The organism is Nonomuraea sp. NPDC049725, assembly GCF_040674795.1.
GTDB classification, from domain to species: domain Bacteria; phylum Actinomycetota; class Actinomycetes; order Streptosporangiales; family Streptosporangiaceae; genus Nonomuraea; species Nonomuraea ceibae.
Window position 1 is genome coordinate 603,547 of record NZ_JBFANJ010000004.1, and the last position, 26,885, is coordinate 630,431.

Below are 26,885 nucleotides of genomic sequence, written 5' to 3' on the forward strand. Positions count from 1 at the left end.
CCTGTGGCGAATCTCTCGCCGCGCCGGCTGCTGCCGCTGCTTTCCACCCCGCACAAGGGTGGCCGATCCGCGATGACCTGCCAGTTCCGGTGCGGCAACGCGTGCGCGCATGACGTGGCCAACACGAGCGGCAACCCGTACTTCGGCGAGGTGGTCGAGCAGGCGCTGTCGCGTCGTGGCGCGCTGCGCGCCGGCGCGCTGGGCGTGCTGGTGGCGGGGGCCGGGCTGGCCGGGGCCGCGCCGGCGTTCGCCGACCCGGGCAAGCCGGAGGCGGCCGGTCACCGGGGCGGCGGCCTGGACTTCACGCCCGTTCCTCCGAACACCGACGACAAGCTGACCGTGCCCGACGGCTACCGGTCCTCGGTCGTGGTGCGCTGGGGCGACCCGGTGCTGCCGGACGCGCCCGCGTTCGACTTCGCCAACCAGACGGCCGACGCGCAGGCCAAGCAGTTCGGCTACAACTGCGACTTCGTCACCCTCTTCCCGATGGGCCGCGACCGTGGCCTGCTCTGGGTGAACCACGAGTACAGCGACGAGAACCTGATGTTCCGCGGCTACACCGGCGGCGCCGCCGCGACCGAGGAGCAGATCAAGATCGCGCTGGCCGCGCACGGCGGCTCGGTGGTCGAGGTGGAGCGCGAGCACCGCAGCGGCGAGTGGAAGCTGGTGACCCGGGGCCGCCGCCGCTACAACCGGCGGATCACCGCGACGACGCCGATGCGCTTCACCGGCCCGGCCGCCGGCAGCGACCTGCTGAAGACCGCGGCCGACCCGGCCGGACTCAAGCCGCTGGGCATGCTGAACAACTGCGCCGGCGGCACCACTCCGTGGGACACGGTGCTGACCGCCGAGGAGAACTTCGACCAGTACTTCGTCAACGGCGACAAGGTCCCCGCCGAGCAGAAGCCGTACGTCCAGCGCTACACGCTCACCACGGGCACGCCGGCCGACAACCGCCGCTTCGACCGGGTCGAGGAGCGGTTCGACCTGGCCAAGCACCCGAACGAGGCCAACCGGTTCGGGTGGATCGTGGAGATCGACCCGTTCGACCCGGACGCGACGCCGATCAAGCGGACCGCGCTGGGCCGCTTCAAGCACGAGGCCGCCACCACGACGCTGGCCAAGGACGGCCGCCTGGTCGTCTACATGGGTGACGACTCCCGGTTCGAGTACGTCTACAAGTTCGTCTCGAAGGAGCGCTACCGCCGGGGCAACGACCGGCACAACCGGAGCCTGCTGGACGAGGGCACGCTCTACGTGGCGCGGTTCACCGGCGACAGCCCGGCGGAGGAGATCGACGGCTCGGGCAAGCTGCCGTCCGACGGCGCCTTCGACGGCGCCGGCGAGTGGATCCCGCTGGTCAGCGGCAACGAGTCGCACGTCGAGGGCATGACCGCGGCCGAGGTGCTGGTCTACACGCGCGTGGCGGCCGACAAGGTGGGGGCGACGAAGATGGACCGCCCCGAGGACGTGGAGCGCAACCCGGTCACCGGCGCCGTCTACGTCGCGCTGACCAACAACACCAACCGCACCCCGGCGCAGGCCGACGAGGCCAACCCGCGCTCGAACAACAAGCACGGCCACGTGCTGGAGCTGGTCGAGCGGCGCGGTGACGCGGCGGAGACGACGTTCGCCTGGTCGGTGCCGCTGGTCTGCGGCGACCCGAACGACTCCGGCACCTACTTCGCCGGGTTCGACAAGACCAAGGTGTCGCCGATCTCCTGCCCGGACAACCTGGCCTTCGACCGTGACGGCAACCTGTGGATCTCCACGGACGGCAACAAGCTCGGCAGCCACGACGGCCTGTTCGTGATGCCGGTGCGCGGCCGGGACCGGGGTCACGTGCGGCAGTTCCTCACGGTGCCGGTCGGCGCGGAGACCTGCGGCCCTATGATCACCGAGGACCAGCGCAGCGTGTTCGTCGCGGTGCAGCACCCGGGCGAGGTCGACGGCGCGAGCCCGGACAAGCCCGCCAGCCGCTGGCCCGACGGCGACCAGCCGCGCCCGGCCGTCGCGGTGGTGTGGCACGGCAGGAACAAGAAGATCGGCAGTTGACGTCAAGTTAACTTGAGGTCCTAGGCTCCTCTCCATGAGCATGGAGATGACGGCCTGGCACCAGGTGTACTCGCTGAACAACCGCCCGGAGCGTCGCCAGATATCGAAGGCGACGCTCCGTCGCGTCTGGGGGTTCGCCCGGCCGCATCGCCGTAGGATCACGTTCTTCCTGGCGCTGAGCGTGGTGATGGCGGCCCTGGCGGTGGCCCCGCCGGTGCTGGCGGGCCGGGTGCTGGACGCGATCGGCGCGGGCGAGCCGATGAGCGTGGTGCTCGGGCTGGCGGGCCTGATCGCGGGCCTGGCGGTGGCCGAGGCCGGGCTCGGGCTGCTGACCCGCTGGCTGTCGTCGGGGCTGGGCGAGAATTTGATCCTGGACCTGCGCACGGCCGTCTTCGACCACGTGCAGAAGATGCCGATCGCGTTCTTCACCAGGACGCGCACCGGCGCCCTGGTCAGCCGGCTCAACAACGACGTGATCGGCGCGCAGCGGGCGTTCACCGACACGCTGTCCAGCGTGGCCGGCAACGTGGTGACGCTGGTGCTGGCGCTGACCGTGATGATCGGCATCTCCTGGCAGATCACGCTGCTGGCGTTGCTGCTGCTGCCGGTGTTCGTGCTGCCCGCGCGCCGGATGGGCGTGCGGATCGCCCGGCTGCGCCGCGAGGCCGCCGACCACAACGCGGCGATGGGCACCCAGATGACCGAGCGGTTCTCGGCGCCGGGCGCGACGCTGGTCAAGCTGTTCGGCCGGCCGCGTGCCGAGTCGGCCGAGTTCGCCGCCAGGGCCAGGCGGGTGCGTGACATCGGGGTGCGCACGGCCATGACGCAGTCGGTGTTCGTCACCGCGCTGACGCTGGTCTCCGCGCTGGCGCTGGCCCTGGTGTACGGGCTCGGCGGCTTCTACGCGCTGCGCGACCAGCTCGACCCGGGCTCGGTCGTGGCGCTCGCGCTGCTGATCACCCGCCTCTACTCGCCGCTGACCGCGCTGGCCAGCGCCCGGGTGGACGTGATGAGCGCGCTGGTCAGCTTCGAGCGCGTCTTCGAGGTGCTCGACCTCGAACCGCTCATCAAGGACCGGCCCGGCGCCGGCCAGGTGCCCGACGGGCCGGTCGGGGTCGAGTTCGACAACGTGCGCTTCGCCTACCCGTCGGCCGACAAGGTGTCACTGGCCTCCCTGGAGGAGGTGGCCGCGCTCGACAGCCGGGGCGGCGTCGAGGTGCTGCACGGCGTCTCGTTCCGGGCCGAGCCCGGCCAGATGGTCGCCCTGGTGGGCTCGTCGGGCGCGGGCAAGTCCACCATCGCCCAGCTCCTGCCCCGCCTGTACGACGTGGACGAGGGCGCGGTGCGGATCGGCGGCGTGGACGTGCGTGACCTGACGGCCGACTCCATCCGCGACACGCTCGGCATGGTCACCCAGGACGGGCACCTGTTCCACGACTCGATCCGGGCCAACCTGCTGCTCGCCCGCCCCGAGGCGGACGAGGAGGAGCTGTGGGAGGTGCTGCGCCGGGCCAGGCTCGCCACGCTGATCGAGTCGCTGCCCGACGGCCTCGACACGGTGGTGGGCGAGCGCGGCTACCGGCTGTCGGGCGGCGAGCGCCAGCGGCTGACGATCGCCCGCCTGCTGCTCGCCAGGCCCCGCGTGGTCATCCTGGACGAGGCCACGGCCGCGCTCGACTCCACCTCCGAGGCCGCCGTGCAGGAGGCGCTGGCCGAGGCGCTCGACGGGCGGACCGCCGTGGTGATCGCGCACCGGCTGTCCACGATCCGCGCCGCCGACGTCATCCTGGTGATCGAGGACGGCCGGGTCGCCGAGCGCGGCACGCACGCCGAGCTGCTGGCCGCCGGGGGCCGCTACGAGGAGCTCTACCGCACTCAGTTCGCCGACCCGGCCATCGCCGCCTGAGGCTCCCCGGTCGTACGGTCCGCGCGCAGCGTGCGGAGCGCGACCGGGATGCCCGCCAGCACCACGACGGCCGCGATCACCAGCGTGAACCGGTAGGCGTCGAGGAAGGCGGCGAGCGGCGGCCCGTCGCCCGCCGCCTGCCGGGAGGTCAGGATCGCGCCCAGCACGGTGATGCCGAGCAGCCCGAACACCTCCCTCGACACGTTGAGCACCCCGGACGCCACCCCGGACCGGCCGGTGGGCATCCCGCTGAGCACGGCCGCGGTCAGGGGCACCAGCAGGCCGCCGCCGAGCCCGTACAGGACGAACCACGGCAGCACGTCCGCGTAGCCGCCGTCGGCGCCGACGCCGGAGATCAGGTAGATCGCGGCCGCCATCAGCGCCAGCCCGAGCGCCACGGTCCTGCCGATGCCCAGCGCCGCGCCGATCCGCTGCGACAGCACCGCGACGACGCCCATGACCAGCGCCATCGGCACGAACGCGGCCCCGGCCTCGGTCGGGCTGAAGCCGAGCACGTTCTGCAGCCAGAGCGCGCTGAAGAAGTAGATGCCGAACACGCCGAACGACCAGATGCCGCTGGTGATCACGCCGCCGGTGAACCGCCTGGCCCGGAAGAGCGACAGGTCGATCATCGGCTCCGCCGCCCGCGCCTCGACCAGCAGGAACGCCACCGCCGACACCGCCGTGACGGCGAACGCGGTGAGGATCTCCGGCGAGGTCCAGCCGGCCGCCTCGCCCTCGATGAGCGCGTAGGTCAGCGCGAACAGCGCGATCGCGGAGGTGGCCAGGCCCGGCAGGTCGAGGCTGTGCCGTACCCGGGCGAAGGCCGGCCGCACCGCCCACAGCGCCAGCCCGAGCGTGGCGACGCCGATCGGCACGTTGATCAGGTAGATCCAGCCCCAGTGCCAGTTCTCGCTGATGAAGCCGCCGGTCACCGGGCCGAGGGCCATGGACAGCGCCCCGGCCGCGCTCCAGATGCCGACCGCGCGGCCGCGCTCGGGCCCGTCGGGGAAGATCTGCGTGATCAGTGACAGCGCGGTCGGGGTGAGCAGGGCCGCGCCGACGCCCTGCACCGCGCGGGCGGCGATCAGCGCGCCGCCGTCGGTGGCGAGCCCGGCGGCCAGCGAGGCCAGTGTGAAGACGCCGAGCCCGGCGGCGAACACCCGGCGCGCCCCGAACACGTCGGCCAGCCTGCCCCCGGCCAGCATCAGCCCGGCGAACACCAGGATGTAGCCGCTGACGATCCACTCCAGCCCGGCCAGCGTCAGCCCGAGCTCCCGCTGGATCGTCGGCAGGGCGACGTTGCCCACGTTGTTGTCCAGATACGTCATGAACGTGCCGAGCGTCACCGCGCCCAGCGCCCACCATCTCCGCTCCACAACCCCTCCTATACGGCGTACTTGTACGACGTATAGGGAATCTCGTACGGCGTATAGTTGTCAACCGTGATGGGAAAGCTCACCGCGGACGCGATCGTCGAACGGGCCCTGCGGATCGGCGACGCCGAAGGGCTCGACGCCGTGACCATCAGGCGGCTCGCGACCGACCTCGGCGTCACGCCGATGGCCCTCTACTGGCACTTCAAGAACAAGGACCGGCTCCTGGAGGGCATGGCCGACCACCTCGTCGCCGGGTTCGCCCCCGCGCGCGACGACGAGCGGCCGTGGCAGCAGCGGCTGCGCGAGGTCCTGACCGGCCTGGTCCGCGTGCTGCGCACCCACCCGTGCGCCAAGAGCGTGCTGGAGCAGGTCGACCAGAGCGCGGTGCCGAGCTTCCTGGCCGTGTGGGACGACGCGCTCGGCCTGGCCAGGTCCGCCGGGTTCTCCGTGGAGGAGAGCTGCCTGATCTCCAAGTACCTGCTGCAGAGCGCCATCTCCATCGCCGACGCCCCGGTGCACTTCACCGCGAGCAACCCCCCGGAGGAGGTCGCCGAGCTGGTCCGGGTCAAGCGCCTCGGCCTGCAGTCGCTGCCCGCCGCGACCTACCCGAACCTGGTGGAGATGGCCGGCCCCCTCGTCCAGCCCGACCCCGAGCTCTACGACACCTTCGGCGTCGACCTCGTCCTCGCGGGCATAGAAGCCCTGGCGGCCAGACGCTAGGGTCCTGGCCATGACCTTCGAGCTGGTATGCGAAATCGAGCCGCCCACCACGCCCGACCTCAAGCGCGTCCGCCACCAGATCGGCACGCTGAGCACGATCGCCCACTCGTTCCTGATCCCCGACAACCACATCGGCCGCGCGACCGTCTCCAGCGTCGCCGTGGCGCACGAGGTCGAGGCGATGGGCGGGCGCAGCATCGCCTGCCTCAACTCGCGCGACCGCAACCTGCTCGGCTTCCGCCGCGACCTGCTCACCGCCGCCGCCTACGGGGTGGACCAGTTCCTGTTCGTCTACGGCGACAAGCCGACCAGCGGCAACCGCACCAGCGACCTGACCGTGCGCTCGATGATCGACGAGGCCCGCGCGTTCTCGCCCGGCCTGCGCGTCGGCGCCGCCGCCGGGCTGCGCCCGCTCCCGGCCTGGAAGCGGGCCGCCGACTTCCTGTTCCTCCAGGCCGGCTTCTCGCTGGAGGCGCTGCTGCGCTGGCGCGAGGCCAACCCGGTCGACGTCCCGGTCTACGCCGGCGTGCTGGTCGTGGCCAGCGCCGGCCACGCCCGCGCCCTGTCGGCCGCCATCCCCGACATCGCGATCCCGGACGAGCTGGTCGCCCGGCTGGCCGACGACCGCATGGCCGGCGTCGAGGCCGCCTGCGCCCAGGTCCTGGCCGTCCGCGACAGCGGCGCCTTCGCCGGGGTGCACCTGATCCCCGTCAGCCGCTACCGCGACGTCGAGTCCCGCCTGTCGGCCGCCCTCAGGTGACCTTGCGCGAGCGGGCCAGGGCCGCCAGCACCGCCCCGGCGACCGCTACCGCGAACAGCACCGCGTACGTGCGCTGGAAGCCCTGCATGAGCTGGTCCACCGCGACCGGCGAGAGCGTCGACAGGGTGCCCGCGTAGACCTGGGCGCGCACCTCGGGCCCGACGGCGCTGCCCAGGACGCTGAGCGACAGGCCGATGCTGAGCACCACGCCGACGTTCATCACCATGAGCCGGAAGCCGTTCACCACGCCCAGGCTGCCGCTGGGCAGGGCGGCCATGACCTGCGTGGTGTTGCCGGTCAGGAAGGCGCCGCTGCCGCACCCGGCCACGAACAGGCCGATCCCGATGATCCAGTACGGGGTGCCGGGGTCGGCCGTCAGCATCAGCACGCCCAGGCCCGTGGAGCTCATCAGCGCGCCGCCGATCGACAGCGCGTACGAGGAGACGCGGCGGCCGAGCGCGCCCACGACGGGCGAGGCCACGGCCATGCCCACGGGCACCGGCAACACGCTGAGCCCGGCCGTGAACGGGTCCACGCCCCGGGCCGCCTGGAAGTACAGTGCCACCACGAGGATCAGCGCGGCCCGGGCGATCGCGTTGCAGAACGACGCCAGATTGGCGCACGCCAGCATCCGCCCGCCGAACAGCCGCACGTCCAGCACGGGGTGCGAGGCCCGCCGCTCGACCAGCACGATCACCGGGACGAGGACGACGAACACCGCGGCGCCGGCCAGCACGACCGGGCTGGTCAGCCCGCCGGAGCCGGCTTCGGAGAGCGCGAGCAGGATGGCCGACAGCGCGGCGAACACCAGCGCGTTGCCCAGCGCGTCCACCGGCTGCTTGGGCCCGCGCGGCATCTTGCGCAGCGTGACCGCTCCCCAGACGACGGCGATCACCCCGGCGGGCACGTTCACCCAGAAGATCCACTGCCACCCGGCGGTGGAGGCGATCAGGCCGCCCAGCGTGGGCCCGGCGAGCTGGGCCACCGACAGCGTGCCGATGTAGACGCCCATGCCCTGGCTGAGCTTCTCGGGCGGGAACGCGTCGGTGATGATCACGGTCCCGTTCGCCAGGATCATCGCCGCCCCGACGGCCTGCACCACCCGCATCGCGACCAGGAACCACACGTCGGGCGACAGCCCGGCCAGCAGCGACGCCACCGTGAACAGCGCGAACCCGGCCAGGTAGACCTCCCGCCGGCCCAGCAGGTCGGCCACCCGCCCGAAGAACACCAGGCTCGCGGTGTTGACCAGCAGGAACGCCAGCAGGATCCACCCCGACTCGAACGGCGTGGCCTGGAAGTGCCGGACGACCGCGGGGAGCGCCACGTTGAGCGTGCTGCCCGCGATGCCGATGAGGACGAGCCCCAGGCTGGTGACCGAGCAGACGCGCCACGCGTAGCGCATCCTGGCATGTTGATCGGGGGAGATCGCGACCATGCCTTCAACTATGACGTACGACGTACGTCCACTTCGCGGCGGGGTGAGGGAAATTCTAGAAAACAGTTCAGCGAGCCCGCCGGCGCAGCCCGTCCAGGTCGTGGACGACCACGCGCCGCCGCCCGGTCTCGATCAGCCCCCGGTCGCGCAGCGAGCGCAACGCCTTGCTGACGGCCTCGCGCGACGCCCCCGTCCAGCCCGCCAGCTCGTCCTGCGACAGCGGCAGCGCCACGCGAAGCCCGCCCGGCGTCTGCTCGCCGTAGCGCTCGGCCAGCTCGATCAGCCGCGTCGCCACCCGTCCCGTCGTGTCGAACGCGCCGTACTCGATCCGCTTGCGGTCGGAGTCGCGCAGCCGCTCGGTGACCAGCCGCAGCAGCAGGACGGCCACCCGCCCGTGATCCTGGAGGAAACCGGTGAAGTCGCGGATCACCACCCCCGAGACCGGCTCCAGCGCGGTCACCGTGGCCGAGCGCGGCGAGCCGTCGATGGCCGACATCTCGCCCAGCAACGCGCCGGGACCGCGCACCGCGAGCACCACCTCAGTGCCGCCGCTCGTATGGGACGAGACCTTGACCCGGCCCGCGGTCAGCACGAGCACCCAGTCGGAGGTGTCGCCCTCGGTCATCACCGTCGTCCCGCGCTCCCACCGTCGCGGCCGCCCCGCGGCGAGCACCGCCTGGACCTCGTCGGGGGTGAGCGTGGACAGGAACTCGCCGGCCTCTGGCGTCATGCGCCCGATTATGTCCGTACGGAGCGGCGGGCATCTATGCCATTTCTGTGAGAACGTACGCCTCCACGGGCTCCTCCTTGCCCTTGAGGCTCAGCCTGCCGAGCGGATCGACCCGGGCCCCCGCGCCGAGCTGCTTGAGCGTGGTCGCGCCGATCACCACCGTGCCCGGCTCGGCCAGCGACTGGAGCCGGGCCGCCACGTTCACGCAGTCGCCCATCGCGTTGAAGCCGCGCAGCTCGGGGCTGCCGATGTTGCCGACGAGCGCGGGCCCGGTGTTGACCCCGACGCGGAACGTCGGCCACTCCACGGCCGCCCCCGCCACCTCCCGCGCCACCTCGGCGGCGGCCCGCTGCATGGCGAGCGCCGCCCGGCACGCCGCCCTGGCGTGGCCCGCCTGCGCCGCCGGGGCGTTGAACACCGCCAGCAGCGCGTCACCGACGAACTGCACGATCGTGCCGCCGTTGGCCAGGATGCACGGCACCGCCGCCGTGTGATAGCGGTTCAGCATCTCCACGATCTCGCCCGGCGTCACCCGCTCCGAGAACGTGGTGAACCCCTTCAGGTCGGCGAACAGCGAGGTCAGCTCCTGCAACCGGCCGCCCAGCGCCGCCTGGCCCGGATCGGCGAGCAGGGCGTTGGCCACGTCCGGCGACATGTACTGGCGGAAGAGCGTGTCGAGCTCCCGGTAGAGGCGGGCGTTCTCCAGCGAGATCGACAGCTGCCCGGCCAGCGTGGCGGCCAGCGCCTCGTCGTGCGCGCCCCGCCCGGCGGGCACCTCCAGCACCCCGGCCAGCCGGTTCTTCACCGTCAGCGGATAGGCGACCAGCTCGTCGCGGCGGATCGGCGCGTGCGTGGTGAAGTGATACTCGCGCGACCCGATCCGGGTGCGGCCCTCGGAGACCAGCCCGATCCGCACGTCCCCGTACGCCTGCCTGACCCGGTCCAGGGCCGTGGCCAGCAGCTCGGTCTCGGGCAGGCCGACGCGGGTCCTGGCGCCCACGTCGACCAGCGCGGCCAGCCGTTCCGACAGCGCCCGCTCGTCGGCCAGCGCCCGGCCGGCCCGGTCGAGCACCGCCGCCTGGCCCTCGTTCAGCCGGAACTTGCCCGACAGCCGGGTCGCCGCCAGCGGCTCGCCCCGCCGCACGTGCTCGACCAGCTCCTCCAGCGCCCGGTCGTAGTCCTGCTGGATGCGCCGCACCGTCGCCGAGAGCGTCACCGAGTCGAACAGCCCGGCGCCCGATCCCTCCCGCCTGAACTGCAGGTAGGCGCTGTAGGCGACGAACCCGAACGCGAACGTCAGCAGGACGTGCCACTCCCACCACGTCAGATGCCAGTTGAGCTGCGACATCCCGGCGACCATCGACTCGGCCAGCAGCGCGTAGGCGGTGATGAGGCTGATCAGCATGGCCGACGGCCGCCGCCGGTGCAGCAGGAACATCATCACCCCGGCCGCCGCGAACAGCGCCAGCCCCGGCAGCGACCCCCACGCCACCCACCCGGCGGGCGACCCCTCCGGCGGGCGGCTCAGCGGCGTCCAGCCCGGCAGCAGCGAGGCCAGCCCCCACAGCACCATGAACCCGAACAGCGCCCCGCGCACCGCGTGCTGCGCCTTCAGCACCGCCCGCGCCGCCCGCTCGCCCAGCGGCAGCGCCGAGGCGAACGCGAACCCCGAGGCCACCGTGAGCCCGGCCATCTGCCCCAGGTCGAACCCGAGCGACCCCTTGGGCAGGATGATCTGCGGCGTCGCCAGCCCGTGCATGAAGAAGAACCCGGCACTGCTGACGAACACCATCGAGACCAGGAACAGCCGGGCGTCCCGCCGCCGCCGCGACGCCTCGCTGATCAGCGTGCCCAGCACCACGTTCAGCCCGGCCACGGCGACGATCAGCCAGAAGTGGCTGGGGTTGTGGTGCCACATGACGTTCAGGTCCGGCTGGGCGAGCAGCAGCCACAGCCCGAGCATGGGCAGCGCCAGATGGATGACCCAGACGACTCCGCGCACGGGTTGCGTGGCGGGCGGCAGGTAGGGGGCTGACACGCCCCTGATTATCCACGGGCGGGGCGCAGGGCCACTGTGTTGTTTTACGGGTTCGACACTTCTTGACCCGTCAAGTGACGTCAGCCCGTTCTGTCACACTGTGTTTCGTGATGGATACGTTATGTCACTTCTGCCATCCGATGGAACGGTTGAAACGTGAATCTCATGTTCAACATGAACATCACCTGTTCTTCGGAAGGAAAGCCGTGGCTCTCAAGGTTCGGGGTGGGCGCTCGCTCGCCCTCGTCTCCGCCGGCGCGCTCGCCGCTTCGCTGCTCACCGTGGGTGGCGTCGCGACCGCCTCGTCCGTCTCCACCGCGGCCGGTGAGGTGACCGCCTGCGTGCACAAGAAGTCCCGCTACGCGCGCATCGTCAACCCGACGGCCAAGTGCCGGACGACCGAGATCCGCATGATCATCGGTGGCGGCGAGACCCAACCCGCCCTCTCCTCGGGCACCCGCGGCCAGGCCGGCCCCCGCGGCCCCCAGGGCCTCCAGGGCCCGAAGGGCGACGCCGGCCCCGTCGGCCCCCGCGGCCCCCAGGGCAAGCAGGGCCTCCCCGGCAAGGACGGCGCCCCCGGCAAGGACGGCCAGCAGGGCCCGGCAGGCAAGGACGGCCAGGACGGCAAGCAGGGCCCCGCGGGCAAGGACGGCCAGGACGGCAAGCCCGGCGCCCCCGGAAAGGACGGGCAGGACGGCAAGCCGGGCCTTCCCGGCAAGGACGGGCAGCCGGGGCCGAAGGGCGACACCGGCCCCCGCGGCCCCCAGGGCCCGAAGGGTGACCCGGGCGGCGCGGCCAACCTCTCCACCTACGTGGAGACGGCCTCCATCAAGAACGGCTCCGGCACGGCCACCTGCAAGAGCGGCGACCTGGCGACCGGCGGCGGCTTCTCCGTCGACTGGCGCTACCAGGTGACCGCCAGCATGCCCAGCGGCGGCAACGGCTGGACGGTCCGGGCGAGCAAGGGCAACAACAACGACTACGACGTCAACAGCAAGAGCGCCCAGCCCGAGGTCTCGACCCAGGGCGGCAACCACGGCTCCGCGGGCTCGGTCTACGTCGTCTGCCTGAAGTCCTAGGCACAACGCGAAAGTCCCAGGCACAACACGAAGGGCCGGTACGGCATCCCGTACCGGCCCCTTTGTCGTGGATCAGCCGAAGATGGCCGGCAGCGCGCCCGTGTGGGTGTCGCGCAGCTCCGAGACCGGGACCTCCAGCACGTCCTGCACCACCAGCGACTCCCCGCCGGTGACGCCGAGCCCGTAGCACGGGACCTCGTGCTCGGCGCAGAGGGCGGCGAACTCGTCGAACGCCTCCGGCCGGACCGCGACGAGCGCGCGGGCGGCCGACTCGCTGAACAGGTCGGTGAACGGCTCGCCGCTCAGCGCCACGGTGGCGCCGATGCCGCGCGCCAGGCACGCCTCGGCCAGCGCGATGGCCAGCCCGCCGTCGGACAGGTCGTGGGAGCCCTCCAGGAGCCCGCGCCGGGCGGCCTCGACGAGCACGGTGGCGAGCGAACGCTCGGCCTCCAGGTCGGCCTCCGGCGGCAGCCCGCCGAGGTGGCCGTGGGCGACGTGCGCCCACTCCGACCCGCCGAACTCGGCGGCCGTGTCGCCCAGCAGCGCGACGCGCAGCCCTTCGGCGACGAACCCGGTGGGCACCCGCTTGGCCACGTCGTCGATGACGCCGAGCACGCCGACGACCGGCGTGGGGTGGATGGCGGTGGAGCCCGTCTGGTTGTAGAAGGACACGTTGCCGCCGGTCACCGGGACGCCGAGGGTGCGGCAGGCGTCGGCCAGGCCGCGTACGGCCTCGGCGAACTGCCACATGACCTCGGGGTCCTCGGGGGAGCCGAAGTTGAGGCAGTTGGTGACGGCCAGCGGCTTGGCGCCGGTGACGGCCACGTTGCGGTAGGCCTCGGCGAGCGCGAGCTGGGCTCCGGCGTACGGGTCGAGCTTGGCGTAGCGGCCGTTGCCGTCGGTGGACAGTGCGATGCCCCGGGTGGTGGGCTCGGCTCCGGCGATGGCCTCGGAGATGCGCAGCATCCCGGCGTCGGCCGGCTGGGCGAGCACGGTGTTGGAGCGCACGTAGCGGTCGTACTGGTCGGTCACCCACGCCTTGGACGCCAGGTTGGGCGAGCCGAGGAGCTGGAGCAGCGTGGCGCGCAGGTCGGCGGGCCGCTCCAGCGCGTCGGGGGTGTCGGCGTTGAGCGCGGCCTGCCCGGCGGGCTCGTGGAAGGGCCGCTCGTAGACGGGGCCGTCGTCGGCGGCGGTGCCGGGCGGGATGTCGACGATGGTCTCGCCGTGCCAGGTCATGACGAGGCGGCCGGTGTCGGTGACCTCGCCGATGACGGTGGCGGGAACGTCCCACTTGGCGCAGATCGCCATGAACGCCGGGATGTCGGAGGGCCGGACGACGGCCATCATCCGCTCCTGCGACTCGCTCATCAGGATCTCCTCGGGGCGCAGCGAGGGATCGCGGAGCGGGACCTGGTTGAGGTCGACGTGCATGCCGCCGGTGCCCTTGGCGGCCAGCTCGGTGGTGGCGCAGGAGACGCCGGCCGCGCCGAGGTCCTGGATGCCGACGACGACGTCGGCCGCGTAGAGCTCCAGGCAGCACTCGATGAGCAGCTTCTCCATGAACGGGTCGCCGACCTGCACCGCGGGGCGCTTGGCCTGCGACTCGTCCTCGAACGTGGCCGAGGCCAGCACGGAGGCGCCGCCGATGCCGTCGGGGCCGGTCGAGGCGCCGAACAGGACGACCTTGTTGCCGGGCCCGGGGGCGGTGGCGAGCTTGATCTGGTCCTTGCGCAGCAGGCCCACGCAGAGGGCGTTGACCAGGGGGTTGCCGATGTAGCAGGGGTCAAAGGCGACCTCGCCGCCGATGTTGGGCAGGCCGAGGCAGTTGCCGTAGTGGCTGATGCCCTCGACCACGCCGGGCAGCACGCGGCGGGTGTCGTCCTGGTGGGCGCCGCCGAACCGGAGGGCGTCCATGACCGCGATCGGGCGGGCGCCCATCGACATGATGTCGCGCACGATGCCGCCGACGCCGGTGGCGGCGCCCTGGTGCGGCTCGACGTAGGACGGGTGGTTGTGCGACTCGATCTTGAAGGTGGCGGCCCAGCCGTCGCCGATGTCGACCACGCCGGCGTTCTCGCCCATGCCGACGAGCAGGGCGTCGGACTTGGGGGCCTTGGTGGCGAACTGCTTGAGATGCACCTTGGACGACTTGTAGGAGCAGTGCTCGGACCACATGACGCTGTAGATGGCCAGCTCGGAGCCCGTGGGCCGGCGGCCCAGGATCTCCTTGACCCGGTCGTACTCGTCCTGCTTCATCCCGAGCTCGGCGAAGGGCATCGGCTCGTCGGGCGTGCTCTCCGCTCGCTTGACGGAGTCGGTGGTCATGCGTTCACCAGCTTCTTGAGGATGGAGGTGAAGAAGCCGAGGCCGTCGGTGCTCGGGGCGCCGACCAGCTCCTCGACCGCGTGCTCGGGGTGCGGCATGAGGCCGACGATGTTGCCCGCCTCGTTGCGGATGCCCGCGATGTCGTTCATGGCGCCGTTGGGGTTGCCGCCGACGTAGCGGAACACGACCTGGCCGTTGGCCTCGATCTCGGCCAGCGTCTCGGCGGAGGCCACGTAGCGGCCCTCGCCGTGCTTGACCGGCAGCGTGATCTCCTGGCCCTGCTCGAAGGCGTTGGTCCAGGCCGTGTCGGTCGACTCGACGCGCACGCGCTGGTCGCGGCAGACGTAGTGCAGGGAGGCGTTGCGGGTCAGCGCGCCGGGCAGCAGGTGCGCCTCGCACAGGATCTGGAAGCCGTTGCAGGTGCCCAGCACGGGAAGGCCCGCGCGGGCGGCCGGGATGAGCTCCTCCATCAGCGGCGCGAACCGGGAGATGGCTCCGCACCGCAGGTAGTCGCCGTAGGAGAAGCCGCCGGGCAGGAAGACCGCGTCGACCCCCTTCAGGTCGTGGTCGGCGTGCCACAGCGGCACCGCCTCGGCGCCCACGAGGCGCACGGCCCTGGCGGCGTCCTGGTCGTCGAGTGTGCCGGGAAACGTGACTACGCCCACACGGGCAGCGCTCATGACTGTCGTCCCCTCCGAGGAAATGAGCACACGCCACCGTCTCTTCGGGGCGGACGGCGGGCGGCGCTCCCTAGGGTAGCCGGTGCTTTCGTGTGTTCCTCGTCACGCCCCGCACCAGCGGAGACGTCAGACGGCGGCGAGCTGGCGGGAGCGGGCCTCGGCCGCGTCGTCCCAGGCGAGCAGCTTGCGCAGATGGACCGTGGTGCCACGGCCGGGCGTGATGCCGAAGGAGATCTCGTCGACGACCGAGCGCATGATCAGCAGGCCGCGGCCGTTCTCGGTGTCGGCGGGCGGGAAGTGGAGCGGCACGGAGGGCAGGCCGCCTCCGCTGTCGGCGACGCGGACGTCGCAGCGGCCGTAGCCGATGGCGGCCGTGACCTCGTAGCGGTTGGCGGGGCCGCCGTGACGCACGGCGTTGGAGCAGGCCTCGGAGACGGCGAGCAGCATGTCGGCAATGCAGGGCTCACTCACATGCAAGGATCGCATGGCATCGCCAAGCACCCGCCTGACCATCGGGATGCCGATCGCATCCCGAGGCAGTGCCAACGAGAACTCAATGTCCACCGGACTCCTCCGGGCTCCGGAATGTCACCTGGAGTAGGTTTCCCCGTGAAATCGGGGCTAACCGCAAAATCACGCTGTTGTTATTTGGGCTTGGCGAACCCGTGGCATTGTGGCACGCCGGAATGCGGCTTTAGCCGTACAAGGCCATTTGAGGTGTGAAATATGCCGTTCTACGCCTCGACGCGGACCGTGTAGTCCTCGATCACGGTGTTCGCCAGCAGAGTCTCCGCCATCTTTCGGACGTCCGCAATAGCGGCGTCGTCGGCGGGACCCTCCAGCTCGATCTCGAAGCGCTTGCCCTGCCGCACGGCGGACACACCCGAGAAACCCAGCCGGGGCAGCGCACGGGCGATGGCCTGGCCCTGCGGGTCGAGAATCTCGGGCTTCAGCATGACGTCTACGATGACGCGCGCCACTGCGTTCCTCCTGGGTACGGCGGGGTTGGCAAAGGACAGCCTACCGGCGCGTGTTTGCGTGCGGCACAACGGGAACGGGGACATCATGGGGCTTGCGCGGAGGGCTGTGACGTCTGCCACGATGGCCCCAAGCGCGTACGAACCACCACCAAATGGTCCGGACGCTCAGAAGGCCGGCCACCGGTGGCAACCCCGTCCGGACCGGCCCCGACCGCACAGGAGTGGCACGTGACCGTCGACGCCTCTCGTGGTGCCGAAGCACCCCCGGAGCTCGTCCAACTCCTCACGCCGGAAGGAGAGCGGGTCCAGCATCCCGACTACGACATCGACCTGACCCCCGAAGAGGTCAGGTCCCTCTACCGCGACCTGGTGCTCGTCCGGCGCGTGGACCTGGAGGCCGTGGCCCTGCAACGGCAGGGTGAGCTCGGCATCTGGGCCTCGCTCCTCGGCCAGGAGGCCGCGCAGATCGGCTCCGGCCGCGCGCTCACCGACGCCGACATGGCCTTCCCCACCTACCGCGAGCACGGCGTGGCCTGGTGCCGCGACGTCGACCCGCTCAAGCTGCTCGGCCTGTTCCGCGGCGTCAACCACGGCGGGTGGGACCCCAAGGAGCACAACTTCCACCTCTACACGATCGTCATCGGCAGCCAGACGCTGCACGCCGTCGGCTACGCCATGGGCATCCAGCGCGACGACGCCACCGCCGCCACCATCGCCTACTTCGGCGACGGCGCCACCTCCCAGGGCGACGTCAACGAGTCGTTCATCTGGGCCAGCGTGTTCAACGCGCCGATCGTGTTCTTCTGCCAGAACAACCAGTGGGCCATCTCCGAGCCGCTGGAGAAGCAGACCCGCATCCCGCTCTACCGCAGGGCGTCCGGGTTCGGCTTCCCCGGCGTGCGCGTCGACGGCAACGACGTCTTCGCCTGCCTCGCCGTCACCCGGGCCGCGCTCAAGAACGCCCGCGAGGGCCAGGGCCCGACCATGATCGAGGCGTTCACGTACCGGATGGGCGCCCACACCAGCGCCGACGACCCGACCCGCTACCGCGTGGCCAGCGAGCTGGAGGCGTGGAAGCTGAAGGACCCGATCGAGCGGGTCAAGTCCTACATGTTCAAGAACGAGCTGGCCGACCAGGCGTTCATCGACGAGATCGAGGCCGAGGCCGAGCAGCTCGGCGCCGACCTGAGGGCCCGCTGCCTGGCGATGCCCGACCCGGAGCCGCTCGCCATGTTCGAGCACGTCTACTCCGAGCCGCACGCGCTGATCGACGAGGAACGAGCCCAGTACGCCGCCTACCTGGAGGGGTTCGAGAGATGACCGTGCTGAGCCTTTCCAAGGCGCTCAACGAGGGCATGCGCAAGGCCATGGAGGACGACCCCAAGGTCCTCATCATGGGCGAGGACGTGGGCAAGCTCGGCGGCGTGTTCCGCGTCACCGACGGGCTGCAGAAGGACTTCGGCGAGGACCGGGTCATCGACACGCCGCTGGCCGAGTCGGGCATCATCGGCACCGCGATCGGCCTGGCGCTGCGCGGCTACCGGCCGGTGTGCGAGATCCAGTTCGACGGCTTCGTCTTCCCGGCCGCCGACCAGATCATCACCCAGCTCGCCAAGATGCCCATGCGCTCGCTCGGCGCGATCAAGCTCCCTGTCGTCGTACGCATCCCGTGCGGCGGCGGCATCGGCGCGGTCGAGCACCACAGCGAGTCGCCCGAGGCGTACTTCACCCACACCGCCGGGCTGCGCGTCGTGGCGTGCGCCAACCCGGCCGACGCCTACTCGATGATCCAGCAGGCGATCCAGAGCGACGACCCGGTCATCTTCTTCGAGCCCAAGCGCCGCTACTGGGAGAAGGGCGAGGTCGACACCACCAGCACCGACTGGTGGACGCCCCTGGACCGGGCCCGCGTGGTGCGCCCCGGCACCGACGCGACGCTGCTCTGCTACGGGCCCATGGTCAAGACCTGCCTGGAGGCCGCCAAGGCCGCCGAGGAGGACGGGCGCGACCTGGAGGTCGTGGACCTGCGCTCGCTCAACCCGCTCGACACGCCGGTGGTCCTCGACTCCGCGCGCCGCACCGGCCGCGTCGTCGTCGTCCACGAGGCCCCGGTCAACAACGGGTTCGGCGCGGAGCTGGCGGCCCGCATCACCGAGCAGTGCTTCTACCACCTGGAGTCGCCGGTGCTGCGCGTCGGCGGCTTCTCCACCCCCTACCCGCCGTCCAAGCTGGAGGAGCACTACCTCCCCGACCTGGACCGGGTGCTCGACGCCGTCGACCGCGCCTTCGGCTACTGAGGGGGATCCCGCACTGATGCGACGCGAATTCAAGCTCCCGGACGTCGGCGAGGGGCTGACGGAGGCCGAGATCGTCCGCTGGCACGTCAGGCCGGGCGACGAGGTCAAGGTCAACCAGATCATCGTCGAGATCGAGACCGCCAAGTCCATCGTCGAGCTGCCCATCCCGTGGAACGGCCAGGTGGCGGACCTGCTCGCGGACGAGGGTCAGACGGTGGACGTCGGCGGGCCGATCATCGCCGTCGAGACCGGCGAACCGAGCGAACCCGGCGAACCGGGCGGTCCTGGCGGCTCCGCGGGCGCCGCCGACCAGCAGGCGGCCGCCCTGGCCGAGGACCTGGTGCCCACCCCGCCGGCGGAGGGCGCCGTCGAGCCGGGCGCCCACGGCAGCCCCGCGCCCAAGGAGGAGCGCCAGGCCGTCCTGGTCGGCTACGGCGTCAAGACCGGCGCGGCCCGCCGCCGCACCCGCAGAGCGCCGTCGACGATCCCCGCCGACCCGGTCGCCAACCCGTCCCGCGTGGAGCTGGAGGGCCCGCCCTCCACGGCCCCCCAGCCCCCGTCCGAGCAGCCCCCGGCGTCTACGGACCCGGCCAGGGTGGCGGCGCTGGCCAAGCCGCCCGTCCGGAAGCTGGCCAAGGACCTGGGCGTGGACCTGACCACCCTCACGGGCACGGGCCCCCACGGCTCGATCACCCGCGAGGACGTCCACGCGGCGACCGCCCAGCCGTCGCAGCCGCAGCAGCAGGCTGCGACGGCCCGGCCGCAGGCGGGCGAGGAGCGCATCCCCGTCAAGGGCGTGCGCAAGATGACCGCCCAGGCGATGGTCGCCAGCGCGTTCACCGCCCCGCACGTCACCGAGTTCCTCCAGGTGGACGTCACCGAGACGATGGACGCGGTCAAGCGGCTGCGCGCGCTGCCCGACTTCGCCGAGGTCAAGGTGTCGCCGCTGCTGCTGGTGGCCAAGGCCGTGCTCACGGCGGCCCGCCGCCACCCGATGATCAACTCGTCCTGGGACGAGGCCGCCCAGGAGATCGTCGTCAAGCACTACGTCAACCTGGGCATCGCCGCCGCCACCCCGAGGGGCCTGGTGGTGCCCAACGTCAAGAACGCCCACGAGCTGACCCTGCCCGGCCTGGCCGCCGAGCTGGGCAAGCTCACCGAGACCGCCAGGGCGGGCCGCACCCAGCCGGCGGAGATGGCGGGCGGCACCATCACGATCACCAACGTCGGCGTCTTCGGCGTCGACGCCGGCACCCCGATCCTGAACCCGGGCGAGTCCGCCATCCTCGCCTTCGGCCAGGTACGGGACATGCCCTGGGTGGTCGACGGCGCGCTCGCCGTACGGAAGGTGACGACCCTGGCCCTGTCGTTCGACCACCGGGTGGTCGACGGCGAGCTGGGCTCGCTGTTCCTGCGCGACGTGGGCGCGATGCTGGAGGACCCGCTGCGGATGCTGGCCTGGAGCTGATCGCGGGCCGGGAGGGGGCGACCCCTCCCGGCCTCTGTAGGGTGGCGCCATGATCCGCCACATCGTGCTGTTCACCTGGACCGAAGACGCCACGCTCGCCCAGAAGGCGGGGGTGCTGGCCGCGCTGCGCGGGCTGCCGGACGTCATCCCGCAGATCCGCTCCTACACGGTCGGCATGGACGCGGGCATCAACCAGGGCAACCACGAGTTCGCCGTCGTCGCCGACTTCGACTCCGAGGACGACTACGTGACCTACCGCGACCACCCGGAGCACCAGAAGGTGATCGCCCATCACGTCAAGCCGATCCTGGCCTCGCGCGCCGCGGTGCAGCTGGAGCTCTAGAGCTCGGGCGGGTTGTTCTCGCGGTGCATCAGCCGGTCGTCGGAGGTGCGGCCGCGCCGGGGCGCGAGCACGACGCTCAGCACGATCCCGGCGCCTCCGACGATCATGAAGATGAGGCCGATCACGTCCATGTGGACGCTCTGGCCGAACACGTCGGGCTCGATGGCGAATCTCAGGATGGCGCCGAGCGTGAGGAAGAAGATGCTGACCCCGACACCCATGACGGCCTCCAGCGACAGGCAAAGAGCTAGTACGCCCTCGGTCATACCCGGGTAACGCGGATCACACCCTCAGGACGCCACCTCCTGCCTGAGCACCGCCGCGACCTGGGGCGCGACCCGGTCGGCCCAGTCGGCGAGCACCTCGCCGAGCTGCGGCAGCCGCGACTCCAGCAGCGCCAGGCCGGGCGTGGGCACGACGGCGCCGAGCTCCACCAGCAGCGGCCGCAGGTGCACCTCGACGGCCAGGGAGTGCGCCGGGTCGCCCATGACCAGCAGGGGCAGCGCCGCGGTCCCGCGCAGCGCGGCGGGAGGCAGCCGGTCCAGGAAGGACTTGAGCAGCCCGGTGTAGGTGCCCTTGTAGGTGGGGCTGGCCACCACCAGCACGCGCGCCCCGGTGACCAGCTCCACGGCCACCTCCACGGCGGCCGACGGGGTGGCGGCGAGCAGGTGCGGCCCGAGCGCCGACAGGTCCACGACCTCGGGCGGCCCGTCGTGCCCGATCCGACGCCCGACGGCCTCGGCGGCCTCGACGGCCGCCGCGAGCGTCCTGGAGCCCTCGCGCGGGTTGCCGACCAGCGTGACGAGGCTCATCCGGCCACCACCAGGTCAGCGGCCCGGTCGGCGGCGTAACGGGAGCCCGGCCTGCTCAGGCCGTAGTTCTCGCGCAGCGTACGGCCCTCGTACTCGTGCCGGAACAGCCCCCTGACGCGCAGCTCCGGCACGACGTGGTCGACGAAGTCGTGCAGCCCGCTGGGCAGGAGCGGCGGCATGATGTTGAACCCGTCGGCCGCGCCGCCCTCGAACCACTCCTGGATCTGGTCGGCGATCTGCTCGGGCGCCCCGGCCACCACCCGGTGCCCACGGCCGCCGGCCAGCCGGGCGATGAGCTGCCGCACGGTCAGGTTGTCGCGCCTGGCCAGGTCCACGACGAGCTTGCGGCGGCTCTGCGCGCCCTCGGTGTCGACGCCCACGTCGGGCAGCGGCCGGTCGAGCGCGTCGTGGTCCAGCTCGATGCCGACGAGCGTGGAGAGCTGGGCCAGCCCGTAGGCGGGGATGATGAGCTCGTCCAGCTCGCGTTCCAGGCGGCGGGCCTCGCTCTCGGTGGAGCCGATGACGGGGGAGATCCCGGGCAGGACGAGCAGGTCGCCGGGCTGCCGGCCGTGGCGGGTCAGGCGGCTCTTGAGGTCGCGGTAGAACGCCCGGCCCTCCTCCAGCGTCTGCTGGGCGGTGAACACGGCCTCGGCGTAGCGGGCGGCGAACTCTTTGCCGTCCTCCGACGAGCCCGCCTGGACGAGCAGCGGATGCCCCTGCGGCGGCCGCTGGGTGTTCAGCGGGCCGCGTACGGAGAACCGCTCGCCGGCGTGCTCGATCGCGTGGATCTTGCCGGTGTCGGCGTAGACGCCGCCCGCCCGGTCGGCCACGACGGCGTCGTCCTCCCAGCTGTCCCAGAGTTTGGTGACGACGTCCAGGAACTCGGTGGCGCGGGCGTAGCGGTCGGCGTGCGCGGGCCGCTCGATGCCGAAGTTGCGCGCCTCGGCCTCGCCGGCGGAGGTGACGATGTTCCAGCCGGCCCGGCCGCCGCTGATGTGGTCGAGCGAGGCGAACTTGCGGGCGACGTGGAACGGCTCGTTGTAGGTCGTCGAGACGGTCGCGATCAGCCCGACGTGGTCGGTCACGGCGGCGAGCGCGGACAGCAGGGTCAGCGGTTCGAGCCCGCCGAGCGCGTTGTGCCGGACGTCGGCCTGCAGCGCCACCCCGTCGGCCAGGAAGACGGAGTCCAGCTTGCCCGCCTCGGCGATCCTGGCCAGCTCCTGGTAGTGGCGGACGTCGGCCAGGCGGGCGGGCTCGGTCAGCGGGTGCCGCCAGGCGGCCTCGTGGTGGCCGACGCCCATGAGGAAGGCGTTGAGGCGTAGCTGTCTGCTCATGTGGTCCTCCAGGTGCTGAAGCGGCGCTCGACGCTGACCAGCAGCAGGTTGAACAGCAGGCCGAGCAGGGAGATCGTGATGATTCCGGCGTACATGTCGGGGATGCGGAAGCTGAACTGGGCGTCCTGGATCAGGTAGCCGAGCCCCGCCTTGGCGCCGACCATCTCGGCGAAGAGCAGGACGAGGATCGCGTACGCCCCGGCCAGCCGGATGCCGGTGAAGACGGCGGGCACGGCGGCGGGCAGGATCACCTTCTGGAAGAGCCGGACCGGGCCGACGCCCATCGACCTGGCCGACTTGACCAGCAACGGCTCGACCGCCCGCACCCCGCTGATGGTGTTGAGCAGGATCGGCCAGGAGCAGGCGTACAGCACGAAGGTGATCTTCGTGGTCTCGCCGATGCCGAGGATCAGCGTGAAGACGGGCAGCAGCGCGACCGCCGAGGTGTTGCGGAACACCTCCAGCAGCGGCACCAGCGTGTCGGCCACCGGCCGGTACCAGCCGATCAGCAGCCCGAGCGGGATGGCCAGCAGGATGGCCAGGCCGAACCCCGACAGCGAGCGCACCAGCGACGCCCGTACGTGCTCGGGCAGTTGGCCGCCGAGCAGCAGGTCGTAGCCGGCCTGAAGGTTCACCGAGAGCGGTGGCACGAAGACCGGGTCGACCACGCCCAGCCGGGGCAGCCCCTCCCAGGCCGCCAGGAGCAGCAGGACGGCCGCCGACCGGGCGGCGGCCCGCCGGACGGCGCTCACGAGGCCCGCTCCTGCTCCTGGGCCGCCGCCACCTCGGCGCGCAGCAGGCTCCACACGTGGTGCCGGTACGCGCCGAACGCCGGGTCGGCCCGCAGGTCGCCCTCGCGCGAGTCGAACGACACCTCGACGACCTCCTTGATCCGCCCGGGCCTGGAGGTCATGACGGCGACCCGCTGGCCCAGGTAGACGGCCTCGTCGATGCCGTGGGTGATGAACACGATCGTCTTGCCGGTCTTGCGCCACACGTCCAGCAGCTCGCCCTGCAGCGACTCGCGCGTCTGGGCGTCCAGGGCGGCGAACGGCTCGTCCATGAGCAGCACGTCGGGGTCGAAGGCGAGGCTGCGCGCGATGGCGACCCGCTGGCGCATGCCGCCCGACAGCTCGTGCGGGTAGCGGTCCTCGAACCCGGCCAGGCCGACCAGGTCCAGGTAGTGCCTGGCCCGCCCGGCGCGCTCGCGGCGGGGCACGCCCTTGGCCTCCAGCCCGAACTCGACGTTGGCCCGCGCCGACCGCCACGGGAACAGCGCGTACTGCTGGAAGACCACGCCCCGGTCGAGGCCGGGGCCGGTGACGGGGGCGCCGTCGATGAGGATCTCGCCGCTGCTCGGCGTGGCCAGCCCGGCGATCAGGTCGAGGAGGGTGGACTTGCCGCAGCCGCTCGGCCCGACCAGCGTCAGGAACTCTCCTTCGCGCACGTCCAGGTCGATGTCCGCCAGCGCGGTGAACGGCTCGCCCCGGACCGTGAACGTCCGGCCCACGCCCCGAATGCCGATCTTGGTGCGGACGGCGGTCTCGCTCAGTGTCGTCATGAGGCGCTCCGGCCGGCGTAGGGGTTGAACGCGTTGGTGAAGACGTCGTCGGCCTTGACCTGGCCGGGCCTGATGTCGCCGGAGCGCTCCAGCCAGTCGATCCAGGTCTGGAACTCCTTGGCGGCGATCACCCCGCCGGGGCCGGCGATGCCCGAGCTCTTCCAATAGCGCACGGTGCTCGGGTCCTCGTTGCGGCCGCGGCGGTTGATGATCTGCTCGAACTTGGCGACCACCTCCTCGCGGGGGCGGGTCTGGGCCCAGTGCACGGCCTTGGCGAAGCCGGTCACGAACGTGCGGACGATCTCGGGGTTGTCGGCGATGAACGCCTCGCGGAAGACGACCGAGCCGGCGGTGAACGGCCCGAACAGCCCGGTGTCGGTGAACAGCGGCCGCAGCCCGCCGCGCTCCAGCGCCTTGTCCTTGAGGATGCCGCCGAGGGTGCCGACGTCGAGCTGTCCCTGGCGCAGCGCCTGCTCGGTGTTGACCGGCGGGACGACGACGAGCTGGACGCGCTCGATCTCGGCGGGGGTGAGCCCGGCCCGGGTCAGATACTCCTTGATCACGGCCTCGTGGTGCGCGCCGAGCGTGTTGACGCCGATCTTCTTGCCGATGAGGTCGCGCGCGGTCCTGATCGGGCTGTCCTCGGGCACGTAGTAGCCGCTGAACGACTTCTCGTCCGCGCCGTAGTAGCCGATCACGGCCTTGATGGGGGCGCGGGCGGCCCGGAGCTTGACGATGGCGCCGTTGAAGGCGCCGCCGAAGTCGGTCTGGCCGGTGGCGGCGGACTGGATGTCCTGCGGCCCGGAGGTGGTGTTGCCGACCCACTTCAGCTTGATGTCGCCGAGGTAGCCCAGCTCCTCGGCCAGTTCGGGGAAGGTGACCGCGCCGACGCTGCCCTGGTAGCGCAGTTCCTTCTGGACGGATCCGGCCTGGCTCGTCCCACAGGCTGCGGTGGCCAGCAGCAGCGTGGTTGCGGCAACGGCATGTCTGAAACGGCCCACTCTCATGCCGCCGAACCTAGGCGTCCGCCGTCACTAAGTCAACATTTCCTACAGGTTTAATAGGGAAATGGCGTGAAGAACGCGCCGGCCATCGGGCCGGCGCGTTCGTCAGAAGGCCTCTTCGGGCAGCTCCATGAGCTCCTGACCAGTGGCGTCGAGCGTGCGGCGCTCGGCGGCCAGGCGGGGCAGCACGGTCGTGGCGAAGAACGACGCCGCCGCGACCTTGCCCTGGTAGAAGGGGTCGTCGCCGTCCGCCAGGCGGGCCAGCGCCACCTCGGCCTGACGCAGCAGCAGCCAGCCGATCACCAGGTCGCCCAGCGAGAGCAGGAACCGGGTGGTGTTGAGCCCGACGCGGTAGACCTCCTCCGGCTTCTCCAGCGACCCGAGCGCCCAGCCGGCCATCGTGTCGCCCATGGCCTTGACCTCGGCGGCGGCCTCGGCGAGCAGCTTGCGCTCCTCCTTGAGCCGGCCGTTGCCCGCCTCGGAGGCGGCGAACTCGTTGATCTCGGTCAGCAGCGCGCCCACGGCCGCGCCCTGGTTGCGCAGGATCTTGCGGAAGAACAGGTCCAGGCCCTGGATCGCGGTCGTGCCCTCGTACAGGGAGTCGATCTTCGCGTCCCGGATGTACTGCTCGATCGGGTAGTCCTGGAGGTAGCCGGAGCCGCCCAGCGTCTGCAGCGAGCGCGCCAGCAGTTCGTACGAGCGCTCCGAGCCGACGCCCTTGACCAGCGGCAGCAGCAGGTCGTTCATCGCGTGCGCGTGCCGGTCGTCGGGGTCGATCTGGATGGCGTCCTGGAAGGTCGCCGTGTAGAGCACCAGCGCCCGCATGCCCTCGGCGTACGCCTTCTGCAGCATCAGCTCGCGCCGCACGTCCGGGTGGTTGACCACGGTCACGCGCGGGGCGGTCTTGTCGGCCATCTTGGTCAGGTCGGCGCCCTGGAAGCGCTGCTTGGCGTACTCCAGCGCGTTCAGGTAGCCGGTGGACAGGGTGGCGATGGCCTTGGTGCCGACCATCATGCGGGCGTGCTCGATGACCATGAACATCTGCTTGATGCCCTCGTGCACGTCGCCGACCAGCCAGCCGACCGCCGGGTGCTTGTCGCCGAAGGTGAGCTCGCAGGTCGTGGAGACCTTCAGGCCCATCTTCTTCTCGACGTTGGTCACGTACGCGCCGTTGCGCTCGCCGAGCTCGCCGGTCTCCAGGTTCACGTGGAACTTGGGCACCAGGAACATCGACAGGCCCTTGGTGCCGGGGCCGTGGCCCTCGGGGCGGGCCAGGACCAGGTGGAAGATGTTCTCGGCCATGTCGTGCTCGGCGCTGGTGATGAAGCGCTTGACGCCCTCGATGTGCCAGGTGCCGTCGTCCTGCTGGATCGCCTTGGCGCGGCCGGCGCCCACGTCGGAGCCGGCGTCGGGCTCGGTCAGCACCATGGTGGCGCCCCAGTTGCGCTCGATGGCCAGCTCGGCGAAGCGCTTCTGCTCCGGGGTGCCGACCTTCCACAGCGTGTAGGCGAAGTTCGGGCCCGCCGCGTACATGTACAGCGCCGGGTTGGCGCCCAGGACCATCTCGGCGGTGGCCCATGCCAGGCTCCGCGGGATGCCGGGGCCGCCCAGGTCGGTGGGCAGGTCGAGGTGCGCCCAGCCACCGTCGACCAGCGTCTTGAACGACTTCTTGAAACCGTCGGGGATGGTGACGGACCCGGTGGCGGCGTCGAAGACGGGCGGGTTGCGGTCGCCCTCCTCGAACGAGTCGGCCAGGACGCCCGTCGCGAGCCGCTCGGCCTCATCCAGGATGCTGCGGGCCGTGTCCTCGTCCACGTCCGCGTACGGGCCCCTGCCGAGGATCTCGCGTCGCCCGAACACCTCGAAAAGGTTGAACTCCAGGTCACGCACGTTGCTCTTGTAGTGGCCCATGGGTGCAGCTCTCCTTGAACCGAGTCCTTCATCTACTGGCGAGTAACCTTACTAGCAATGCTACC

24 protein-coding genes are annotated in these 26,885 nt (G+C 71.5%); 9 read left to right on the top strand and 15 right to left on the bottom strand.

What is annotated here, in order from left to right; translation table 11 throughout:
- The first annotated feature begins 3 nt into the window (after positions 1–3).
- Both AB0J53_RS14025 and AB0J53_RS14030 read left to right on the top strand, forming a co-directional pair.
- Positions 4–2,055, top strand: coding sequence for a PhoX family phosphatase (locus tag AB0J53_RS14025; protein ID WP_364171936.1), 2,052 nt, complete (start codon positions 4–6; stop codon positions 2,053–2,055).
- A gap of 34 nt (positions 2,056–2,089) precedes the next feature.
- Complete coding sequence (locus AB0J53_RS14030; protein ID WP_364171938.1) at positions 2,090–3,961, top strand: ABC transporter ATP-binding protein; 1,872 nt, start codon at positions 2,090–2,092, stop codon at positions 3,959–3,961.
- Here AB0J53_RS14030 and AB0J53_RS14035 read toward each other — a convergent pair.
- A complete protein-coding gene (locus AB0J53_RS14035) occupies positions 3,931–5,340 on the bottom strand; it encodes a DHA2 family efflux MFS transporter permease subunit (protein ID WP_364171940.1) in 1,410 nt (469 codons plus the stop codon). The two genes, AB0J53_RS14030 and AB0J53_RS14035, sit on opposite strands and share 31 nt — an antisense overlap.
- A gap of 69 nt (positions 5,341–5,409) precedes the next feature.
- Between AB0J53_RS14035 and AB0J53_RS14040 the strand changes: the two genes are divergently transcribed.
- Together AB0J53_RS14040 and AB0J53_RS14045 are read left to right on the top strand one after the other, a co-directional pair.
- Positions 5,410–6,060 (top strand): TetR family transcriptional regulator, encoded by a 651-nt coding sequence (locus AB0J53_RS14040; protein WP_364171996.1) that lies wholly within the window; start codon positions 5,410–5,412, stop codon positions 6,058–6,060.
- A 10-nt stretch (positions 6,061–6,070) separates the two neighbouring features.
- Complete coding sequence (locus AB0J53_RS14045) at positions 6,071–6,820, top strand: methylenetetrahydrofolate reductase (RefSeq protein WP_219506516.1); 750 nt, start codon at positions 6,071–6,073, stop codon at positions 6,818–6,820.
- On the opposite strand, the gene AB0J53_RS14050 is transcribed toward AB0J53_RS14045, so the two are convergent.
- From AB0J53_RS14050 to AB0J53_RS14060, 3 genes are all read right to left on the bottom strand, one after another.
- On the bottom strand, positions 6,813–8,258 hold the full coding sequence (locus AB0J53_RS14050; RefSeq protein WP_357583672.1) for an MFS transporter: 1,446 nt from the start codon (positions 8,256–8,258) through the stop codon (positions 6,813–6,815). The two genes, AB0J53_RS14045 and AB0J53_RS14050, sit on opposite strands and share 8 nt — an antisense overlap.
- A gap of 67 nt (positions 8,259–8,325) precedes the next feature.
- Complete coding sequence (locus AB0J53_RS14055) at positions 8,326–8,988, bottom strand: Crp/Fnr family transcriptional regulator (RefSeq protein ID WP_219506514.1); 663 nt, start codon at positions 8,986–8,988, stop codon at positions 8,326–8,328.
- A gap of 34 nt (positions 8,989–9,022) precedes the next feature.
- On the bottom strand, positions 9,023–11,026 hold the full coding sequence (locus tag AB0J53_RS14060) for an adenylate/guanylate cyclase domain-containing protein (protein ID WP_364171943.1): 2,004 nt from the start codon (positions 11,024–11,026) through the stop codon (positions 9,023–9,025).
- Between the two features lie 206 nt (positions 11,027–11,232).
- Between AB0J53_RS14060 and AB0J53_RS14065 the strand changes: the two genes are divergently transcribed.
- Complete coding sequence (locus AB0J53_RS14065) at positions 11,233–12,105, top strand: hypothetical protein (RefSeq protein WP_364171945.1); 873 nt, start codon at positions 11,233–11,235, stop codon at positions 12,103–12,105.
- Between the two features lie 72 nt (positions 12,106–12,177).
- On the opposite strand, the gene purL is transcribed toward AB0J53_RS14065, so the two are convergent.
- From purL to purS, 4 genes are all read right to left on the bottom strand, one after another.
- On the bottom strand, positions 12,178–14,430 hold the full coding sequence (purL, locus tag AB0J53_RS14070; protein WP_219506512.1) for a phosphoribosylformylglycinamidine synthase subunit PurL: 2,253 nt from the start codon (positions 14,428–14,430) through the stop codon (positions 12,178–12,180).
- Complete coding sequence (gene purQ / locus AB0J53_RS14075) at positions 14,427–15,110, bottom strand: phosphoribosylformylglycinamidine synthase subunit PurQ (protein WP_219506511.1); 684 nt, start codon at positions 15,108–15,110, stop codon at positions 14,427–14,429. The genes purL and purQ overlap by 4 nt, the downstream gene beginning before the upstream one ends.
- Positions 15,111–15,236: 126 nt before the next feature.
- Positions 15,237–15,623, bottom strand: coding sequence for an ATP-binding protein (locus tag AB0J53_RS14080; RefSeq protein WP_219506592.1), 387 nt, complete (start codon positions 15,621–15,623; stop codon positions 15,237–15,239).
- A 221-nt stretch (positions 15,624–15,844) separates the two neighbouring features.
- Positions 15,845–16,090: a phosphoribosylformylglycinamidine synthase subunit PurS gene (purS, locus tag AB0J53_RS14085; protein WP_219506510.1), complete on the bottom strand. Its 246-nt coding sequence runs from the start codon at positions 16,088–16,090 to the stop codon at positions 15,845–15,847.
- A gap of 228 nt (positions 16,091–16,318) precedes the next feature.
- On the opposite strand from purS, the gene pdhA reads away from it, so the two are divergent.
- Genes pdhA through AB0J53_RS14105 form a run of 4 tightly spaced genes read left to right on the top strand, consistent with a single transcriptional unit; the run spans position 16,319 to position 20,198 of the window.
- A complete protein-coding gene (gene pdhA, locus AB0J53_RS14090) occupies positions 16,319–17,410 on the top strand; it encodes a pyruvate dehydrogenase (acetyl-transferring) E1 component subunit alpha (protein ID WP_219506509.1) in 1,092 nt (363 codons plus the stop codon).
- A complete protein-coding gene (locus AB0J53_RS14095; RefSeq protein WP_219506507.1) occupies positions 17,407–18,387 on the top strand; it encodes an alpha-ketoacid dehydrogenase subunit beta in 981 nt (326 codons plus the stop codon). The genes pdhA and AB0J53_RS14095 overlap by 4 nt, the downstream gene beginning before the upstream one ends.
- Before the next feature lie 16 nt (positions 18,388–18,403).
- Positions 18,404–19,855 (top strand): dihydrolipoamide acetyltransferase family protein, encoded by a 1,452-nt coding sequence (locus tag AB0J53_RS14100; RefSeq protein WP_364171949.1) that lies wholly within the window; start codon positions 18,404–18,406, stop codon positions 19,853–19,855.
- 49 nt (positions 19,856–19,904) lie between these two features.
- Complete coding sequence (locus AB0J53_RS14105) at positions 19,905–20,198, top strand: Dabb family protein (RefSeq protein ID WP_364171951.1); 294 nt, start codon at positions 19,905–19,907, stop codon at positions 20,196–20,198.
- On the opposite strand, the gene AB0J53_RS14110 is transcribed toward AB0J53_RS14105, so the two are convergent.
- The 7 genes from AB0J53_RS14110 to AB0J53_RS14140 all read right to left on the bottom strand — a co-directional run bounded on the left by AB0J53_RS14110 (position 20,195) and on the right by AB0J53_RS14140 (position 26,820).
- Positions 20,195–20,419 (bottom strand): DUF6458 family protein, encoded by a 225-nt coding sequence (locus AB0J53_RS14110; RefSeq protein WP_219506502.1) that lies wholly within the window; start codon positions 20,417–20,419, stop codon positions 20,195–20,197. The genes AB0J53_RS14105 and AB0J53_RS14110 overlap by 4 nt on opposite strands.
- Positions 20,420–20,488: 69 nt before the next feature.
- Positions 20,489–21,010, bottom strand: coding sequence for an NAD(P)H-dependent oxidoreductase (locus AB0J53_RS14115; protein ID WP_364171953.1), 522 nt, complete (start codon positions 21,008–21,010; stop codon positions 20,489–20,491).
- Positions 21,007–22,344 carry an LLM class flavin-dependent oxidoreductase gene (locus AB0J53_RS14120; RefSeq protein ID WP_357593933.1) on the bottom strand — a complete coding sequence of 446 codons (1,338 nt, stop codon included), beginning with the start codon at positions 22,342–22,344 and terminating at the stop codon, positions 21,007–21,009. Before AB0J53_RS14120 ends, AB0J53_RS14115 begins: the two co-directional genes overlap by 4 nt.
- Positions 22,341–23,096, bottom strand: a complete 756-nt coding sequence (locus tag AB0J53_RS14125; protein ID WP_308125803.1) for an ABC transporter permease — start codon at positions 23,094–23,096, stop codon at positions 22,341–22,343. The genes AB0J53_RS14120 and AB0J53_RS14125 overlap by 4 nt, the downstream gene beginning before the upstream one ends.
- The gene (locus AB0J53_RS14130) at positions 23,093–23,905 is read right to left on the bottom strand and encodes an ABC transporter ATP-binding protein (protein ID WP_364171956.1); all 813 of its coding nucleotides are present in this window, start codon (positions 23,903–23,905) and stop codon (positions 23,093–23,095) included. Before AB0J53_RS14130 ends, AB0J53_RS14125 begins: the two co-directional genes overlap by 4 nt.
- On the bottom strand, positions 23,902–24,912 hold the full coding sequence (locus AB0J53_RS14135) for an ABC transporter substrate-binding protein (RefSeq protein WP_364171958.1): 1,011 nt from the start codon (positions 24,910–24,912) through the stop codon (positions 23,902–23,904). The genes AB0J53_RS14130 and AB0J53_RS14135 overlap by 4 nt, the downstream gene beginning before the upstream one ends.
- A gap of 102 nt (positions 24,913–25,014) precedes the next feature.
- Positions 25,015–26,820, bottom strand: a complete 1,806-nt coding sequence (locus AB0J53_RS14140; RefSeq protein ID WP_364171960.1) for an acyl-CoA dehydrogenase — start codon at positions 26,818–26,820, stop codon at positions 25,015–25,017.
- Positions 26,821–26,885 lie beyond the last annotated feature (65 nt).

What these genes read in the sequence shown, in the direction of transcription:
- AB0J53_RS14080 (WP_219506592.1), bottom strand. Translation starts at nt 15,623, where the DNA reads ATGGTCAGGCGGGTGCTTGGCGATGCCATGCGATCCTTGCATGTGAGT.
- AB0J53_RS14105 (WP_364171951.1), top strand. Translation starts at nt 19,905, where the DNA reads ATGATCCGCCACATCGTGCTGTTCACCTGGACCGAAGACGCCACGCTC.
- AB0J53_RS14130 (WP_364171956.1), bottom strand. Translation starts at nt 23,905, where the DNA reads ATGACGACACTGAGCGAGACCGCCGTCCGCACCAAGATCGGCATTCGG.
- AB0J53_RS14110 (WP_219506502.1), bottom strand. Translation starts at nt 20,419, where the DNA reads ATGGGTGTCGGGGTCAGCATCTTCTTCCTCACGCTCGGCGCCATCCTG.
- purQ (WP_219506511.1), bottom strand. Translation starts at nt 15,110, where the DNA reads ATGAGCGCTGCCCGTGTGGGCGTAGTCACGTTTCCCGGCACACTCGAC.
- AB0J53_RS14140 (WP_364171960.1), bottom strand. Translation starts at nt 26,820, where the DNA reads ATGGGCCACTACAAGAGCAACGTGCGTGACCTGGAGTTCAACCTTTTC.
- AB0J53_RS14100 (WP_364171949.1), top strand. Translation starts at nt 18,404, where the DNA reads ATGCGACGCGAATTCAAGCTCCCGGACGTCGGCGAGGGGCTGACGGAG.
- AB0J53_RS14040 (WP_364171996.1), top strand. Translation starts at nt 5,410, where the DNA reads ATGGGAAAGCTCACCGCGGACGCGATCGTCGAACGGGCCCTGCGGATC.
- AB0J53_RS14095 (WP_219506507.1), top strand. Translation starts at nt 17,407, where the DNA reads ATGACCGTGCTGAGCCTTTCCAAGGCGCTCAACGAGGGCATGCGCAAG.
- AB0J53_RS14050 (WP_357583672.1), bottom strand. Translation starts at nt 8,258, where the DNA reads ATGGTCGCGATCTCCCCCGATCAACATGCCAGGATGCGCTACGCGTGG.
- AB0J53_RS14030 (WP_364171938.1), top strand. Translation starts at nt 2,090, where the DNA reads ATGAGCATGGAGATGACGGCCTGGCACCAGGTGTACTCGCTGAACAAC.
- AB0J53_RS14045 (WP_219506516.1), top strand. Translation starts at nt 6,071, where the DNA reads ATGACCTTCGAGCTGGTATGCGAAATCGAGCCGCCCACCACGCCCGAC.
- AB0J53_RS14120 (WP_357593933.1), bottom strand. Translation starts at nt 22,344, where the DNA reads ATGAGCAGACAGCTACGCCTCAACGCCTTCCTCATGGGCGTCGGCCAC.
- AB0J53_RS14135 (WP_364171958.1), bottom strand. Translation starts at nt 24,912, where the DNA reads ATGAGAGTGGGCCGTTTCAGACATGCCGTTGCCGCAACCACGCTGCTG.
- AB0J53_RS14115 (WP_364171953.1), bottom strand. Translation starts at nt 21,010, where the DNA reads ATGAGCCTCGTCACGCTGGTCGGCAACCCGCGCGAGGGCTCCAGGACG.
- AB0J53_RS14055 (WP_219506514.1), bottom strand. Translation starts at nt 8,988, where the DNA reads ATGACGCCAGAGGCCGGCGAGTTCCTGTCCACGCTCACCCCCGACGAG.
- purL (WP_219506512.1), bottom strand. Translation starts at nt 14,430, where the DNA reads ATGACCACCGACTCCGTCAAGCGAGCGGAGAGCACGCCCGACGAGCCG.